The following is a 17,227-nucleotide window of genomic DNA, read 5'->3' on the forward strand; positions in this document are numbered from 1 at the left end:
AGTGATGAGATCGTGGGCTTTGAGCAACCTGTAAACACTGGCCTCGGACACGAAGTAGCGCTGCGTATCGGTGAACCGCACAGCCAGTTCACGCGGCGATAGCTCAGGCTCGTCCAGTGCCATGTCGATAATCCGCTGCCGAACATCGTCCGGGATCCGGTTCCAGACGCTTGAGGGCTTGGGAGAACGGTCTTCCAAGGCCTCAACCCCACCGGTCAGATATCTGTCGTACCAACGGTAAAACGTGGTGCGGGGAACACCCAACCTGTCGATGGTTTGCTTGGTTGGCAGATGTGATTGTTCAACCAACCTGATGATCTCAAGTTTCTCGGATGCGGGATATCTCATTCGATATCTTCCCCATCCGCGATCATGCTTTTCTTGAGAAGACGAAGCTCAAGCGCTTGTTCAGCCACAACCTCCTTCAGGTCCCGCGCCTCACGACGCAAGCCCTGAACCTCGCCTGTGTTTGCTTCGCGCGCGGTGTCGCCTGCCAGTCGCTTCTTGCCGGCCTCCATGAACTCCTTCGACCACGAATAGTACTGGCTCTGGGCAATGCCTTCCTGGCGACAAAGCTCTGCGATCGTGTCCTCGCCGCGTAGTCCAGCCAGCACGATCCTGATCTTGTCTTCTGACGAATACCGCTTGCGCGTCTTACGGCGGATGTCCTTCACCGTGCGATCGGCAGAATCGGTATGGCGTTCGGGGCTATGTCTCATTCTTCACTCCAACTTGGTGAAGATGAGCCAGAAACTCTCACTTATGCAATCAGCTCAATTGATCCCGTGAGCGCTGACGGGGAACAGTCGTTTAATGGCGCCAACGGGATGTCGAGGACTATCGCAGAAAGCTGAGCTAAATCCCGCCAATCCCGCGAGAAGGAGAAAACCTTCTCTTCCCGTGGAGCCTTAGCGTTTTTCCTGTCCCGAGTGTCGATAGCGGCTATCCGCATTGACCACTCAAATCCGGTTAGTAGGAAATCTGGCTCATCACCGAGTGCGGTCACAACGGACCACGGATCAATGTTTCTATGGAGAATCCCTTGGGAATGTAGAAGCTCCACGCCTCTCACCAGCCGCAAGATGTTCGACCACAGCTGGCGACGGACCCTTGGTTGTCGGGCTTGCGCTAACTGTGGTGGCTTCCGGCTTGCATTCAGCAGTACCGCCAACGGGCTGCCTTGCCCCGGATCAAGCACCAGATAGAAGCCATCCTTGTCTTCGCCGCTTGCCAACATGGGCACGAACAATTCATCAGCGCCAGGTATCGCTGACAAACGTTGAAGCTGACGGATTTCGCTCCGCCAAATTGTCTCCAGATCCTGATCGTCAGTTGCTTTTGTTCTAGGCCAACTCTTGATCAGAACCTCAAGACCTTCGCCGTTCCTTGCAGTGTCGATGCCTGCCCGGCCGTGTTTTCGATCCGGTCTTAGAAGGTATCTATCATCGAGGGAGAACTCGGATAGAAATCCGCGCTTTGCTTTTGTTCGAGCCATTGGCTCCCCGGCTCCCCACACTCAGAGCGTCATCGTTCTTACGATGTTATCGCAAGATAGAGCTGTTCGGATGCAAAAAGCAAAATGCTGCAGCTCGGGTACTCCGCACTCAAGGTTGGCTCATTCTCTTAAAGTCAGTGGGTGTAATCATGAGAGCAGGACAGCTTTGCTTTACCTAGCCTTGGTTCGATGAAAAGGAGGCCTCTATCACGGCGAGCAAAATCATCGCTATCAAACTTATCGATAGCGGCATCCCTCTATCGCTGTGTTTCCACCTTCGTACGACCATCAATCTGTGGACCACCTAGTGCACGGACTAATGAATCCATCACATTAAACAGGATCTCGACAGCGTAGCCCACCAAGAAGGCCAGTGTGGCAGGCGCAATACTTGCCAATAAGCCAGTCTCATCCACTGGTATAAACCAACTTATGGCAATACCTCCAGTAACGCCAAGTATGACCCGGTAAAAATAAACGCCAACACTTTCGGGTCGAAAAGACATTCTTTCAATTTGGTTCGACCCAGATCTTAATATATAAACACAAACTCCGAGCAATGAAGTCAGAACAGGTAAAGCAAATCCCGATATAAGCGACACAACATTCTTCAAATTAGATATCTGGTCGCGCAATGCCTGGTCCAATGATTCACCCGGCTGTATTTCAATATCCGATCGAAGCAGTGTCTGTGTTAAATCAAAATTGTAAAGCATTAGCTGTTGAACTTGAGCTTTTCGATCTGCAACCAACGCTGACACAGCCTGATCGTTACCTTCGCTAGCAGATTCCAGCCCCGCAACAAGTGTTTCTATTGCCGTTGCAACAGTTATACCTCTTTCCAGGAGGAATGTTTCTCGCAGGGCGTTTTCTGAATTATTGATTGTCGATTCGCTTACCGATACGAAGGCCAGCGTGGCTACAACTATTATAAATATGATTGCTGAAAATATACCTATTACATTAAGTGTAAATAAATATAGTTTGGCTTGCTTTTCTCCATTATTCTTCCATTTACTTCCGGAGAAGCGCAGTGCATCAATATTTGCCGGTTTGGCGTAATTTGTCAGTCGTGAATAAGACTGCCAGAATTGAGTTTCTTCATTATGGTCAATGGTGCCTTTTTCTAGTTTCGATGTGAAACTGAGTATTTTCTGAATAAAATCAGGATCCAGAACGACGCCTTGTTCAGAAAGATAGCGAATTAAAATCTGCGCGTCGCTGGACGATTGCCGTAAGACATCGGTCCGCTGCTTAGCAAGTTGGTCTTTGTTCACAGTCTCATGTTGGCCGTCAGGCGCAGGCGGTACAACACTGGGAGACGAAGCTTTTTCAGTTATGGCCATGCGGGATAGCTCATCGATTAATTGATTAGACTGAAGCGGACACCACAGTCCGACGACATCTGGTTGATTGGACAGATGCGTCGACCTCGATGCTCAATCCAAACGTTGTAATGTCCTGGCACAACCAGCGCTTCTCTTCGTCTGGTGTCTGTTCGCCAGTCAAAGGTTGTACCTCGACCTAGACTGACCACTTCTGCATCAATTTGATTCTTATTCATGAATCCCGCACCTATCCTAACGGGGGCGAGTGGAATTCCGCGTAAGAATTGCTGGAAAACCATGAAAACTGGCTCGTTTTCAAAGTCGGGTAAATTTGAGTAACTCTTATCGCCTTGCAGCCGGACCCAAAAATATAGCCTTTGGCCTCGCCTTATCTCAATCGGGCCGACTGTACCAAGCGAGGTTTCCGGGCATCTTGAGTCCATGCTCATGATCGCAAACTCTGTGATAGCAAGGTACTCACTCATCACAGTTGGATAGTGTAAGTCTTCTAAGCACTCTCTGCCATCGATGAGGACGTCGCCCGCCTGCAATGTAGTAGACCAAGAAAAAAACGTGAAAATCAAAATAATAGGAAATAGGCGATAATAAAAAATCATTGAGGTATGTTCTAGGAATTTAATACATACAATTGTTGGTGATGCAAAAATATAATAGGCAGATTTTTTCATATTTTTTCCCCGACCACATATTTATCCGTGCGATTATTTTTCCTTCTGGATCTCGTAAGATGAATTTGAAACGTTACGTCTGCTCAAAAGGAATGAGATTTCGCGTGATGTGGCGTTGTCTTTTTGTGTTATCGTTTATCCCAATCGACATTTTGTCCTCGGGTATCAATGTGCACAAAGCTCGGATAGATGCCTATACCGCCTCTAAAGGCACCAGACTGGCGTAGGCGTTTGGCGATGTTACTCCAGTTGCCTGAATTACCAGCTCCACCGCCCAAGACTATAAAGTCAGCAGCATCAAATTGCATATGGCGGCTGTTGGTAGCACCACCAACATGGCGGTTGTAAGCAGGGTTGCGATAGACGCTGGTGAGCTGGACGGGCGCTCCAAGCTCCTCGCGAATTTGATCCAGAACATGCACCAGCGGCACCACATTTCCGTAGAGTTCAGGCGGTGGATCGGTGTTCAAGCCAACGCCGGTGTTGCTTGCGCCCTTTTCCAACAGTTCGCGCCAGTTGAAATACTCAATATGAGATAGGTTCTCCATCCAAAATCGTTCAAATGGATGAAGGTCAGCCATCTCGGCACTGAGAACCTGGGCTGGGCGCGAACTTGACGCGCCGGCGCCACCTGCCGCGCGCTCGGCTCCTTGACCAGCAGGCACAACGCCGCCTGCCGAAAGTGTGCCGCGCGTGCCATACAGTTTTTGCAACTTCGTCTTATGTTTTGAACCGGACGACGAACCAAAGTGAAACCCAACCACAGTCACAAAGGCCGTGGCCATGGCACCGAACGCGATGTAGAACACTTCTAGGTTGTTTCCAAACGTTCGGCGCGTCACGGGCTCACCTCTTATGTCCTCATAACCGCCGTTTGAATCCACCCGGACATCTTGGTTTGGAATTACCTGGTTCTGTGCATCTACAAACACCTCAATACCGATTGGGTTTTTCGCGATAAGCCAGATTAAAAGGAAAAACGCTGTCACAATAATTACCGACAAAACCGTATTGATCGACGATACCCACCAGCGTTCCGACAGAGCGGCTTTGGCTGCGTGGGCTCGGGCAGCTTGCGTGCTTTCCAAGGTTTTCTGAAAGTCTTCCAGCTCTTCCTTGTGATCCTGCTGTTCTTTGGCAAGCTCGCGTCGTCTGGCCTCCAGCTCTTCATTGTGCTTGGCCTCAAGCGCACGGTTGTCTGCCTCTGCTTGGCGGTTCGCAGCCTCTTCAATTTTAATTTTTAGCTCGGTCTGAAGGGCGGGATCGCTCTTAACGACCTTCATCTGATCTGCCGGAGCAAGGTGGCCCACAACCGCCTCCACAATATCGGCCACGTCCTTGGCCAATTGCTCCCCATCTTCATCATCGATCAGCGCGCCAATGGGCGGCAAAACAAGCTTGGCAATATCCAGTAGGGTTTGCAGTTGATCGCTCATAACACGTCTCCTGATCAGCTACGGCTTGCTCGAAAGGCTGTTTTGGCCTCTCGCGCCCAATTCAGCCGGCTATCAAAGTGTTTTTTGCCGGGCCGCTCAAATTTATCCATGAAACTGCGCGTTGCATCGGCAAGCGATCCAGTGCCTTTCAAATGTTGCAGAGCGTGCTTTTCAGAGGTCTCAAGCTCATGTTTGAGAAAGCCATAATTGGCAGCATCGTCCGATAGGTTGTCGAAGCCATTTGCTAGGCACCAAGCCTCAAAGTCTCTGCGACGAGGGCCCGTCCATTGGCACCATCCCCAGCCACCGCGAGAGCCAGGTACGATTGGCTTAATCTCTTGCAAAATCCGGAATCCGGCACACTCGTGACCAATGTTGCCAAGAACGCCGCAGGCCTGGTCCAGCGTTAGCCCAAAGTCCGCCATAAGGTCAGAGGCAATATCAGGGACCTTAAGGCGAAACAGCCCGAAGGTGCCACCAGGATCTGGGCGGGGCTCGGTTTCCACCCCGGGCAAATCAGATGCCAAAGGTGCGATGGCGCTGCCACTCCCCTGCGCGGATACTTGCTGGATACCGGGTGCATCTTCAGTGGGCACATCAATGATGAGCTCGTCTTTCTTTTTTGATCCAGACGACGACCCAAAATGAAAGCCGATGATCGTTGCGAACGCCGTCGCCAAAGTACCAATAGCAGTGAAGAAGATTTCAGGGTTTTTGAGATGATCCTCCTGTATGATGAAGATCAAAATCCAAATGAAACCGATAATGATGCCAACCGACAAGACGGGGTTGATGAGTGAAATCCAAAGCTTGTCAGTATCCGCAGCTTCCAGGGCGTGGTCACGGGCCGACTGAACAGATTTCAACTCAGCGTCCCAACGTTCCATTTTTTGCCGATGGCGCTGATCTCGTTCCGCTTTTTCGAGCTCAATGAAGGCTAGATCAATTTCCTTCTGGGCCGCCAGGGCTCGCTCCTGCTCGGCCAAAGCTTCGGCCTCGAGCGCAGAAAGGCGCTCGCGCAATTTTGCTTGAGCCTGATCATTTTCCTCCAGCTTGTTTGCGGCTGCTTTAATATCGGCTTCTGTCGGGTTGTCCTTGTTGATCCCAAGAACTTCCTTAACAGCTGCTATCGCTGCGGTTTGGACGTCACCGTCCTGTCGGTCGGCTTTGAGGACTTTGAAAAGGCTTGGAACTACCTTTACTGCTAGCCCAAGCAATCCTGATAAGAGCACACTCATGAACGATCCTCATGAATTCGTACGATTTGCCGGCGCTAATAAAATGAGTAATATTTACCTAGAAAACAATATTGATATTGATCGTGTCCATTTTACTAGTATGGATAATTACGAATGCGATCTCGAAATTTGAAGTTCACTAAAATGGCGTGCGTATAGGGGTTCGCCAAAACTGTTATTTTAACCTCGTCAAGAGCATAGTGGGGAAGCCGAGAGGCTCAGCCTCTTCTCTCCCAACAAGCAAAATAGTCACCGACCGGGTCCTCGCCCTAATGGGCTTGCGGGCCGCACCACTCGGCAACGATTTGGCTTGTCCCCTCCCATCTCCGTCCTCGCCGGAAGCAGGGTTGCATGAGCAACCCATTTCCAAAGGAGGAGACAATGGAAAACCAAACGAGAGATGTCAGAAATCAGATCATCCAGGGCAATTCAGCGGAGGTGCTAAAGGAGGTTAAGGCCGGAAGCATCGACGTGGCGATCACCGATCCACCCTATTTGGTGAATTATCGCGACAGTCATGGGCGCACCGTTGCCAATGATGCGAACGCAGAAGGGGTCTTACCGACATTCCCAGAGCTTTATCGGGTGATGAAGCCGAATAGCTTGGTCATCTGCTTTGCAGGATGGACAGCGCTTGATGCTTTTACGACCGCTTGGCGAGAAGTAGGCTTTCAGATCGTGGGACACATCGTTTGGGCGAAGGACTATGCATCCAGTTCGAGACAAACAGCGTTTCATCACGAGTCTGCTTATGTGCTGGCGAAGGGGAGGCCAAAGAAGCCGACTGTACCACTGCCGGATGTCCAAGAGTGGGTTTACTCGGGAAACAAGCTGCACCCCACGGAAAAGGCTGTAGAGATCATCAAGCCGCTGGTCGAGACGTTCTCTAAGCCCGGTGATCTGGTGCTGGACCCCTTCCTAGGTTCCGGGACGACAGCGGTTGCAGCCTCACTGATGGGCCGTGACTATCTTGGGATCGAATTGGAAGAGCGCTACTGCCAACTAGCGCGCAAGCGGCTCAAGGGCGTTGAGCGGTTTCGGTCGCGCGGGTCGGTTCAAAGCAAGAGAGCCGCTTGAATCGGACTGATCTCTGTAAAATCGGCGCCTGACGTTCTGGCCCCAGAACGTCAGGCGCTCTTACTGATAGATCAGGACGGGATGGCGTCATCCAAGCGTTTGAGACTGCGGTAGACGGTGCTTCGATGCACGCCGTGTGTGGACGCGATCTCGGACACGGTCGCCAGCTTTGCGTCGATTGAGGCCTTCGCGGCTGCGGCCTTGTCCTTCGTCATCTTGATCGGTGGGCCAAGGCGCTGGCCGCGCGCTCGCGCCGCTTTGAGCCCCTCAATGGTTCGTTCGGAGATTTTCATGCGCTCGCGTTCGGCTGCCGCAGCTTGCACGATGTAGGCCTAGCGGCCATCAGCCGACTGCGTTTCGATGTCGAAGTTCATCGCGTGAAAGCCGATACCGCGCTCGCGCAATGATCGCTCATGAAAGAGAGCGTCTTCGGTCGAGCGAAATGCGCGATCCAAGTCCCACACGAAAAGCGTGTCACCTTTGCGCAGCTCGCCAAGCATCATGTCGAAGACGGGACGTTCATCCGCGATCGCGGATAGTGTTTCGACAAAGAGTTTGTCGCACAGTCCCTCAGGCCGTTTATCTGACGGGCCGGATTTTGAGTCTTGGTGCTAACGCGCAAATATCCTATTTTCATTATAAATCAGTGCCTTAGCGGACGAAGCTGCACGCTCCCGTATGTCGCGTAAACGACCCTTTCCGCAATTCGGCTTGGCGGGGTGAAACGGCCCTTGGGCCGGTTTCCTCGTCTCCCGCTATCTTCCTGTAATCTCATATAATTGTAGCAAAATCGGGCCGGTGAAGTAAAATTTCGCATGAACGGTCGTTTATGCGTCAGGTTCACAAGACATGCTCATCGCTCATCAAGCTGGGATATCTGCTCGTTGTCGGTTCTGGTCTGAGCACAGCAAGCGTGGTGCATGCTCAGAACGCTGGGGATGTTCTGAACGAAATGGAGCCGCGTGAGCAGGCAAGTTACATCGCCGGTGTCATTGAAGGTCTGGCCTTTTCCAGGTTCCTCAATGAACGCCCAGACACGACCGGGATGCAGTGCATCTATGATTGGTACTACCAGAGCGAAACCGACCGTTGGCCCAGCATCGAGCAATGGTTCGGCAGGCACCCCGATCGTCCGGTGGGAGCCATGCTGCATGTGCTGATTGGGAGGGACTGTGGAAGCTAGCCTGACCCATCTTGCAAGCCACTTCGGACGCCACACTCATAGCCATGTTCTTGAGATGGCGCGCCGCGAGCACTGGTTCATCAAAGCCAGGGAAGACAAGAAGCGAAAAGAAGCTGAAGATGATCGCAGCGAAGCGGACTTAAGCGACTTCGGAGCAGCGCGAAGAGCTGCTACAGAGGCATGAAGAGCTTCAGATCGAGCGGGGGCAATTGCTCGACTTTCAAGGACGCCTGGACGAGGCTCGCGACCAGCTCGCGAATAGTAGCATTACTAGTGAAGCTCTTGAGGCGCTCGATAGAGAGCTCGACGAACTAATGCCAGTGGATGTTAGAGGGCAAGCAATGGCTGACTCAGGTCCACAATACTTGCCTTGCCGGCAATCAACAGACTTAACATCCAAGCACCAGAGACGGTGTTCTGCTCTGCATGAGCATCCAGCTCAGTATGCAGCGCCAACGCCCTAAATGGCGGGGGTAGCATGGCAGAAAAGGCTTGATTCCATATCAATCTGGCGATGCCTGCGCCGACTCGATTTTTTCTATCAATCGCTTGGCAGCTTGATCTCCGTTATTTGCTTCCTCTCGCATCAACACCACAGCTCTGTTGAGAGTTCGTCGATCGACGATGCTTGGGTCAGATACCAGCTGGCTAAGAATAGTTATCCGAGCTTGGCGCAGCATGTTCCTCTTCGAAAATTCTGGTAGCTTTGACCTTACAGACAAAGCATATTTTGATGCGATCACATGCGATCGTTCTTGATCGTGTTTTGTAGCGTTTGTAATAAATTCCAGCGACCGTGTAATTCTGTCGATCAAAAGGACTAGTTTATCTGTCTCAGTAGATGATTCATTCAGTTCTTGAAGAATATCCGAAGATATATGTATATCTTTCTGAATTAAGTCGTAATCGTCCTTCATATTAATTATCTTGTATTCTGCATCATTAATTTCTTTTTTCAAATTCTTTATATCAGCAAGATTTTTTTCAATGTATTCGGTGTTTTTCGCTACGTCCGAAGAAATCTTAAATGCATCAATAGCAAGCAAAAGAACATAGAATGCGGAGACAAATGCAATGATGGTTATCATTACTCCTGCAAAGCTCAGTGCATCAACCATAGATGGGAAAGTAGTAGTGGTATGATCTGAGGCGCCAGCCTCAAAAACGCCGCTGATCGCTGCACCCCCCAGCAACATACCCACCAAGATAACCAGCGCTATGCCGCCGGATTGAAGGGTGCGCCTTATCGAGAAGGCCGGGCTCGGGTCGGTATCGTGCGTCTCGTTAACCATTTGCGACAGTTCCGTTGAGGGCCCGTCGTATATGGTCAACAACATCCGTTGGCGTGTTTTCGTTCTTACTCATTATCACGACAGCGTTTTCTGATCCAAAGTCCTCCTGTGAAACGTCTCGCAAAGTAAATGCAACTATCCCACCTGTCACCATTGTCTCAGATGACATCAGGCGCTTGATCAGGGCTATTCCGGTTGACAATCCGTCTTCTGTTTCTGCAACGCCGAGTTCTTCGCCCGTCGGCATCATCAGATCGACAATCCAATAAGACCAGGTACCGCCAGACTCGATTGCCGCGAGGGCGTCATCTGCCGCTTCAAATTTCTCTACCGCTAGGCCAGGCATCTCGATGCCGAACAGTTCTTCAAATTCATCAACAACTGAGCCGCGATCGTCCACCACAGCAATTCTTAGATTAGCGACATCAAGCACAATTAAACTACCATTTCATTGGAATTCGAGCAGAAACGCGCGTCTTTATTCCAGACCCATCTAAAAAGTCACTGCCTGACTGAAGCCAGATATCACCATTCAGCGATGTGACAACCCTTTTTACATGCCAAAGTCCCAAGCCCAAACCCTGCGCACTTTTGCGATTGTCCACCTGGAACTCTTGCTCGAACACCCGTTCCTTTAGGTGGCCTGGAACTCCAACGCCGTTGTCCGTGGTCGAAAAGAGAAGACCAGGTGCGCGCTTATCTATGGGCGCGCCCAATCGATCCCACTCGCGATCTGAGTTAGCAAACATTCTTTGGACGGAAAACTCGCACCACGAATCTTTGCTCTTACGCTCTGAATATTTAATAGAGTTAGTAACTGTATTGATGAATATTGTTGATAGTATATTTATGTTTAAATCTAACAAAAGACAATAACGATCGACACGAATAGTGATATTATCATTCAAGAATCGGAAATCTTCGCAAACACGGCGGAGAGAGCGTTTCATTTGGGATAGTTCATGTTTGATTTCGTAGTTGTTCGAACCTTGAAGGTTAATTGTCTGGAGCTTCTGGTCGGTCAACTCTGTATTCATCTTGACCATTGCATGTCCTAGCCGGGTTGCATCTTCAATGCGCTCCACAGTAGACTGCCAAGAGTAGTGATCTGGATGTCTTTTATTTTTTGCGAGGAGACTTTGAATATCGAAGAACGGCTGTGAACTTTCGTGTGCTAAGATGCGCGAGTTGTTTCTTCGTCGCCGTTTTTCCGCTGCTGTCTCCGTGAAGGCCTTGAGGTGACTGCCTACGTCGATCATTAGTTCCCTGTCATCAAACCCAAAATCATTCACAAAGTACGGCTTACCTTCATTTTCTGTTCCAGCGCCATGCAGTGGGCATCTTGTCATCTTCCCATCGAAGACGTAGACGATCCGATCGCGAGGCCCTTCTCCATTCTGTTGCCACACCAGAGCTGAGCGCCGCTCGCCCTGGGGATCTGTGGTTAGACCGGGCAGTATCGTTGCTCCGGCATCGCTACCTAATCTCTCCCAGATGCTTCTGGCTTGTTTTTGAGTTAGCTCCTGTTCGTTGCCGCCGGCTGAAATCACCTTAATCGTTTTATTTCGGAGTGATTGTATCGAAAGACGATACGCATTCTTTGTCCGCGTGCAGTTTCGGCGGACGAATTCCAAAATCTGGGGGCTTTCTGGATCGTGGTTTTCTGATAAATGATCAGTTAAACATCGGACAATTTGCTGACGCTTGGCAGTAAATGAATTGTAAATCATATTTCCGATGCATGACTGCACCAAGCTTAAGTCAAGGTCATGTAAATCGGCCGCACGAGTGCCTGGGCGGCAATAAAATAAGCAAAAAAAACGAGGGCGGCCGTCACTGATATTTTTTGCGTGTTCTGTGTCTATTGGTAAAAAAACGAGCTCATCTAAATCGTACTTACTTACGGTCTCTTCAGAATGGAACAAATCCCACGCGCCTTGCGCGGAAATTGAATAATTGTATCGTTTGCGCTCTAGAAAATAATCGGATTGCAAAAGGCTCTTTATGCTTGCACATTCCGTCGTGCAAATAAATTCGTTTATGTTTTCGCCGTTGCAGCCCAACTGAGGAAAGAAGTGAATACTGGATCGACTATAAATAGACACTGTTTCACAGCAAGCATTATATCGCCACAAGCTTGCAAAAATAATATTATCTTTTAATCGCCTGCAAAAAAAATGTAAAAGTGCTTGAATAGAGTTGAGTTGCATACTAGAAGCAAGTTCTAGTAACTCAAGAATGTCAGCTCTATTGAGGTTAGACTTCACTGATGAAAACAATCTATGATTGGTTGTCGGTTGACTAGGAGATCCTGAGCGGTCGTTACAATTAAGTGGCAATCATGTCAGTTGATCATGCAAATACAAATAAGGCGACTGCGTCAAGCGGGGATGCGAATATACTATGTGTCGTTATGGAACTTAGTTTCTGGCACTTGTCACCTAGAGCGATGGCGTTTGACCGACGGAGATGTAGCAGGTTCAGTCTTGCTCTGAACTGTTTTGCGCGATGATGAGTAGAACTGCGAGATCTCACGGTGTCTAGTCATGGCGACATAGATGAGGTTCTCATCCATCGTTGAGCTTGAAAGAACAAAGCTGCGGTCGACCGTGCAGCCTTGGGCGCGATGGATTGTTACGGCGTAGCCATGATCGATGTGACGAAAGCGGCTGCGTGGGGTCGTAATGCTCTTTTGACTTTCATGATCATCACAGTCGATTTTCGCCGACACTCGGTTACTATCGATACCCGTTACTGTACCCAACATCCCGTTTCTCACTCCGAGTTCTTTATCGTTCCGGGTGAAGAGAATGCGATCGCCTTCGGCGAAGACTCGTGGCCCCATATCCGTCTCGACTAGCAGTTCGGGTACTGCACCTTCGAGTTCTTTTGTGGCTTGCCGTATCGCTTGATTGATCGCGTACACGTCCTTGTGCCGATGCGCCAATGCGAGCCGTGAGCGGTTTGGCCCATGTTTCTTCAGGTCTTCCATGTAGTCGCTGACCAGACTGGCGATCGCGTCATCAGCCGTCTCGTAATGATGTACCGCCTCTTCGTCGGCATAGGCTTGCAACGCTACCTCGGTGAAACCTTGCGCCAGGTCTTTTGACGCGGCGCGCTGCCATGCGTGCCTCTGGCGCCTGATGTCTGTGAGCTTAGCGGCACCTGCTGATTTGACGATGTCCCGGAAGGGCTCGCCAGCTTCGATCGGTTGAAGTTGTTCTAGGTCTCCAACAAGAACAATTTTGCAGCCAAGTGCGTTTAGGCGCGCCATGACCCGGTTCAGTTGGCGTGTACCAACCACGCCCGCTTCGTCGATGACCACAATGTCTCCGCAACCGATGGGCTCATAGCCGTTCTCCCAGCTTGTCTCCAAAGAGGCGAGGGTGCGTGATGGGATGTCGGATGCACTTTCCAAGCTATCAGCTGCTTTCCCGGCGAGCGCCGCGCCGTGGACCGTGTAACCCTGTCGCTCCCAGGCATCGCGGGCAACGGACAGCAGCGTGCTTTTGCCGGTTCCAGCAAGACCAACAACAGCAGACAGTTGGTTAGCGCCAAGCACATGCTCAATGGCTGCTACCTGTTCATCGCTCAGCGCTGCACCGACAGAACGTTTCAATCGTTTGTTCTCTCGGACAATGGCCCTAGCGGCTGAAAGCTTCGAGACCTTGAACCTACCGAGACGCGCCATCTCCGAACTGGTTGAGGACAGTTTCCGTTCAACCTGTTGGAACGACCGTGTGGTGAAGCGCTGCTCACTGTCCGCTTCAAGTGACACCAACTCGTTTGATCGCAGTGCGGTATCGATCGCGAATTGCAAATCGAGCGGATCATCAAGGAACTCCGACAAGGCACCGGCGATGTCGTTGCGCGTGAAGGACGCCTCACGCTGTGAGATATGCTCCAAGATCAGCGATGGATTGCGCCTAAGTTGGCCGACCGAGAACGCCGGCCGCTCTCTTGGCAGGATGAGCGGTTGGCGTGGATCAGGCGCATAACGTTTAGCGGTACGCCGTTCGAAAGATCGGGCCTCAGCTTCAAGCGCGTGCTGCGCGTTGATCAGGTCGAGCTGCTGATCGAGTTCGCGCCGCTCGGATAGGTGCCGTTCGATCACCCCCTCGGTCTCGCGACGATCAAGCGTGTCCCGCCGTTTGGCTTCTGCCTCGAGTGCTTTGAGCTTGCTCTGGTACTGTCCGGTCAGGCGGCTCCATGCGGCGGCAAAACCCGTGGGCAAGCTGGCTTGTGCTGCTTGTAACTCAGCGGTCTTCCGAACGGCTTGGTGGTCCTGAAGCTCTTGGCGCTCTGCACGCTGACGAGCGACCAGCTCATCCAATCTGGCTTGGTGCTCAGAAAGTGCCTTATCAAGCGACGCGTCAGGATGCTCAAACACTTGAGCATCAAGCCTGGCTTGCGCCTCTTCGATGCTGGGGAGCTGTTCTTCGCTGCCCAATCGCGCTCGGAGTTCTTTGGGTTTGACCCCACACCAGCGGGAGAGGGAGTAGACCTCACCCGTCACATCGACAGCGACGAAGCCGCGACGGTCACCGCGTGCCAAGGCAAATCCCTGATCTGACAGAGCAGCCCTGAATGCCACCAAGGAGTCAGACATGTCCCAACAGGATCGAAAGAGGGCTTTCAGTTCCTTGGGGTCACATTTTGCGCGTTTCGCTTGGCTGGCTTCAGCATGGGAGTAGTTAAGCGGGTCACGCTTCTGCGCATCTTGCAGACCAAGAGGCATGTCCCAACCGTGCTCTTGATAGAGAGATCGGGGGATAGCGGTCAGCTTGCGCTTGAAGTGCGGAAGGTTGATCCCCTTCCTCTGCTCTGCGTCAATACGTGACCAGACACAATGGGCATGCCGACGCCCGAGCTTCTCATGGAATACGATGGCCCGAGGCTGACCGGTCAATCCCTGCTCTCGCTCAATGGCGTCGATCGTTGCTTCGAAGGTCTCGATTGGGACCGTTTCCAGCTTCGGCGGGTTGAGGCTCAGCGAGAACAGATATTGCTGGCACTTGGTGCCCGTCGCGATTGCCTCGACCTCGGCAAACGCGTCACCAAGATCATCACCGACAAAGCCACGCAGTTCGTGCACCACCGCATGCTCGTTGTCCTCGACATTCAAAAGGTGACGCTCGAGCTCCTGTCCATGACCTCGACTGTTCGCGTTCAGGATCACCGAACAGCCCTCACGACCGGCCGCCGAGCGCTTTCAAAAGCAGCCCGCGCATTGCCACGACATGTCGGTAGGCCTCCTCAATCTGCGTCACGGCTTCATCGTCCATCTGCAACGCGCCGATATTGGCTTGGTAGGCCAGCTGGTTGAGGTTGTTGGCGATCCGTGATTGACCCAGCAGACCAAGCACTTGGGCTATGGTCTTATGATCAACCACCGGGTTCATCAGACGCCGTTTGCGTTTGGACAGGCTCTCATTCAGCGCAACGGCTCGAATGTAGGTGCTCAGCGCCATACCGTCAGCCAGTTCGCCCAAACGAGCATAGTCCGCTTCTGACAATCGAATGGTCACGCGCGGGCAGTCCCGAGGTGTGCCGTTACGCTCTTTGGAGCGCCGCTGATGATCAGCAGCACCTCTGCTCGCACTCTCGCCAAATGCATGTGTGAGCCCGCTCATGGTGATGGCCCCGAACGGCGCGGTGCTGATCGCGAGGGTGAAACCTGCGACGGATTACGGTCTCGCTCGATCTGATCCAGCTTATCGAGCGTGTGGATAAGTTCCGGATTCGATGAAAGAAATCGCCCCCAGTCTTCCAACTCGTCTAAGATCTCAGAAGCCTGAACGGGTTCTATGTTGTTCCGGTCAACTGCACCATTGCTATCCCACTTCACACTGAAGAACGACGGCAAAACGTTCCGGAACAAAGCCAGACGATCTGGTCGTTTGTCGCGACTAAATCACGCTTTGTCGCGACGATTTGGTGGCTAAACACCAGCACTCAGGCGCGGCTGTGGTTTTTGGGTAACGCTCGCTTAACCGTGAACACCGATCCTTGGACCGTTCAATCGTCGCCCCATGTTGGCCGCAATTCTAAGGCGTGACACCTCTCATGCGCATGGTTCTGGCTCTTTGTTGTGTTCTGCTGGTGACCGCCGTCAATGGTGGTGGGCTCGCGCTCGCCAAGAGCTTGGATGACCGAGCGATCGCCCCTGAAGCTGGTTTGATCGTTACCGATGCGGGCTTGGTCCTCGACAACTCCTACGCCGTCGACCGGCAGGCGGAAGCCACGCCGGTTAGGATCGCAAGCGCCATGCCCGTCGCGCCGACCGGCCCTTGCACGTCTGCCGATTGCGCCTGGTTGATTCCCAGTGCAGGCATGCCACCAATCTCCCAGACGGCGCAGCCCGTCACCGACAGCGCCAGTATCCTCTTGGCTATGGCAGAAGCACTGCAATTGCCACCTCCGCGCGTTTAGACCGCTGCCACCTTTTGGTGTGAACCAAGGCGCCAGCGCGGCGTTGAGGGTCACGACCTGTTGCATGCGCGAGTACCGCTGGAGAGCTCCATGAACGCCCCCTTTGCCAACACCCTCTTTAAGACTGCGCCGTTTGGTCGATCGATGACGAACGCGGCCACGTCGAAAACCTCGTCGACCCAGTCTCCGACACGCCGTCAGTTTCTTGCTGGCGCCGCCACCCTGTCCGGGCTTGCCGTTTCAGGGTGCATGACCGCCAATGTGGCCGAGCCGCAGCTCGTGCCCAATGCGGACGTTCGCCCAAGCCCTTATCTTTCCATGTATGCCGCGCTGCCGCAGGAGCAGTTTCCGATTCCGGCGGTGGATCTCAGCCAAGTCGAGGAGCGGTACCTGCGGCGCCAAGTGGATTACACGACCAGCGAGCCAGTGGGTTCGGTGATCGTCGATACCCGCAATTTCTTTCTCTACCATGTGATGGAGAACGGTAAGGCGATGCGCTACGGCGTTGGGCTTGGCCGGGCGGGATTTGAGTGGTCGGGTCGCGCCCGTATCGCTTGGAAACGACCCTGGCCGCGTTGGACACCGCCGGACGAAATGGTGGCCCGCCAGCCGGAACTTGAACCCTTTTCGATCGCCAATGGCGGCATGGATCCGGGGATCGACAACCCGCTCGGCGCCCGTGCGCTCTACATTTTTGAAGGCGATGTCGATACGCTTTATCGTCTGCACGGCACCAACGAGGTTTGGTCGATCGGCAAGGCGGTTTCTTCGGGCTGCGTGCGCCTGTTGAACCAGGACGTGATCCACCTTTATGGCCGCGTGGCAACCGGTTCGCCGATCTTGGTGGTCTAAGGCGCAGGCAATCAGCCGACCTTCGGGCGATTGAAAGGCAGCGCCGGCAAGCGCTAAGGTTGCAGCGATACGGGCCTAACTCGGTGAACTTTACCGGTTTGGCCCGCCCGCTGCATATCCTACCTGAGTGGCCAACCTTGGCGTTTTTTCCATCTGCACATGCCAACCGTTCTTGCCTGCATGGGCGGTCAGCGGTCCTGAACCG

Annotated in this window: 16 protein-coding genes and 1 pseudogene; 4 read left to right on the plus strand and 13 right to left on the minus strand. The window is 52.4% G+C overall.

Annotated elements, in window-relative coordinates; all coding sequences use genetic code 11:
• From JJ917_09335 to JJ917_09360, 6 genes and pseudogenes are all read right to left on the minus strand, one after another.
• Positions 1 to 719 (minus strand): annotated as a pseudogene (locus JJ917_09335) (transposase).
• A gap of 41 nt (positions 720 to 760) precedes the next feature.
• Positions 761 to 1,495: a protein kinase family protein gene (locus tag JJ917_09340; protein ID MBO6699022.1), complete on the minus strand. Its 735-nt coding sequence runs from the start codon at positions 1,493 to 1,495 to the stop codon at positions 761 to 763.
• Between the two features lie 257 nt (positions 1,496 to 1,752).
• Positions 1,753 to 2,841 carry a hypothetical protein gene (locus JJ917_09345; protein MBO6699023.1) on the minus strand — a complete coding sequence of 363 codons (1,089 nt, stop codon included), beginning with the start codon at positions 2,839 to 2,841 and terminating at the stop codon, positions 1,753 to 1,755.
• A 17-nt stretch (positions 2,842 to 2,858) separates the two neighbouring features.
• Positions 2,859 to 3,512 (minus strand): hypothetical protein, encoded by a 654-nt coding sequence (locus JJ917_09350; GenBank protein ID MBO6699024.1) that lies wholly within the window; start codon positions 3,510 to 3,512, stop codon positions 2,859 to 2,861.
• 128 nt (positions 3,513 to 3,640) lie between these two features.
• Complete coding sequence (locus JJ917_09355) at positions 3,641 to 4,948, minus strand: hypothetical protein (protein MBO6699025.1); 1,308 nt, start codon at positions 4,946 to 4,948, stop codon at positions 3,641 to 3,643.
• Between the two features lie 14 nt (positions 4,949 to 4,962).
• The gene (locus JJ917_09360; GenBank protein ID MBO6699026.1) at positions 4,963 to 6,186 is read right to left on the minus strand and encodes a hypothetical protein; all 1,224 of its coding nucleotides are present in this window, start codon (positions 6,184 to 6,186) and stop codon (positions 4,963 to 4,965) included.
• 381 nt (positions 6,187 to 6,567) lie between these two features.
• Here JJ917_09360 and JJ917_09365 point away from each other — a divergent pair, with 381 nt between their 5' ends.
• The gene (locus JJ917_09365; protein MBO6699027.1) at positions 6,568 to 7,263 is read left to right on the plus strand and encodes a DNA methylase; all 696 of its coding nucleotides are present in this window, start codon (positions 6,568 to 6,570) and stop codon (positions 7,261 to 7,263) included.
• 71 nt (positions 7,264 to 7,334) lie between these two features.
• Here JJ917_09365 and JJ917_09370 read toward each other — a convergent pair whose 3' ends face one another.
• Positions 7,335 to 7,586, minus strand: coding sequence for a helix-turn-helix domain-containing protein (locus JJ917_09370; GenBank protein ID MBO6699028.1), 252 nt, complete (start codon positions 7,584 to 7,586; stop codon positions 7,335 to 7,337).
• A 9-nt stretch (positions 7,587 to 7,595) separates the two neighbouring features.
• Positions 7,596 to 7,829 carry a recombinase family protein gene (locus tag JJ917_09375; GenBank protein ID MBO6699029.1) on the minus strand — a complete coding sequence of 78 codons (234 nt, stop codon included), beginning with the start codon at positions 7,827 to 7,829 and terminating at the stop codon, positions 7,596 to 7,598.
• A gap of 263 nt (positions 7,830 to 8,092) precedes the next feature.
• On the opposite strand from JJ917_09375, the gene JJ917_09380 reads away from it, so the two are divergent.
• Positions 8,093 to 8,446, plus strand: a complete 354-nt coding sequence (locus tag JJ917_09380) for a hypothetical protein (protein ID MBO6699030.1) — start codon at positions 8,093 to 8,095, stop codon at positions 8,444 to 8,446.
• 503 nt (positions 8,447 to 8,949) lie between these two features.
• Here JJ917_09380 and JJ917_09385 read toward each other — a convergent pair.
• The 5 genes from JJ917_09385 to mobC all read right to left on the minus strand — a co-directional run bounded on the left by JJ917_09385 (position 8,950) and on the right by mobC (position 15,371).
• Positions 8,950 to 9,738 (minus strand): hypothetical protein, encoded by a 789-nt coding sequence (locus JJ917_09385; GenBank protein MBO6699031.1) that lies wholly within the window; start codon positions 9,736 to 9,738, stop codon positions 8,950 to 8,952.
• The gene (locus JJ917_09390) at positions 9,731 to 10,171 is read right to left on the minus strand and encodes a hypothetical protein (protein ID MBO6699032.1); all 441 of its coding nucleotides are present in this window, start codon (positions 10,169 to 10,171) and stop codon (positions 9,731 to 9,733) included. The genes JJ917_09385 and JJ917_09390 overlap by 8 nt, the downstream gene beginning before the upstream one ends.
• Before the next feature lie 7 nt (positions 10,172 to 10,178).
• The gene (locus JJ917_09395; protein MBO6699033.1) at positions 10,179 to 12,005 is read right to left on the minus strand and encodes a sensor histidine kinase; all 1,827 of its coding nucleotides are present in this window, start codon (positions 12,003 to 12,005) and stop codon (positions 10,179 to 10,181) included.
• A 170-nt stretch (positions 12,006 to 12,175) separates the two neighbouring features.
• Entirely contained in the window at positions 12,176 to 14,917 is a 2,742-nt protein-coding gene (locus JJ917_09400) for an AAA family ATPase (GenBank protein ID MBO6699034.1), read from the minus strand.
• A 10-nt stretch (positions 14,918 to 14,927) separates the two neighbouring features.
• Positions 14,928 to 15,371, minus strand: a complete 444-nt coding sequence (mobC, locus tag JJ917_09405; GenBank protein ID MBO6699035.1) for a plasmid mobilization relaxosome protein MobC — start codon at positions 15,369 to 15,371, stop codon at positions 14,928 to 14,930.
• Between the two features lie 433 nt (positions 15,372 to 15,804).
• Between mobC and JJ917_09410 the strand changes: the two genes are divergently transcribed.
• Positions 15,805 to 16,170, plus strand: a complete 366-nt coding sequence (locus JJ917_09410; GenBank protein ID MBO6699036.1) for a hypothetical protein — start codon at positions 15,805 to 15,807, stop codon at positions 16,168 to 16,170.
• Positions 16,171 to 16,314: 144 nt separating this feature from the next.
• Positions 16,315 to 17,022 (plus strand): L,D-transpeptidase, encoded by a 708-nt coding sequence (locus JJ917_09415; GenBank protein MBO6699037.1) that lies wholly within the window; start codon positions 16,315 to 16,317, stop codon positions 17,020 to 17,022.
• Positions 17,023 to 17,227 lie beyond the last annotated feature (205 nt).

The sequence above is a fragment of the Hyphomicrobiales bacterium genome, from assembly GCA_017642935.1.
Taxonomy (GTDB): Bacteria; Pseudomonadota; Alphaproteobacteria; order Rhizobiales; family MH13; genus MH13.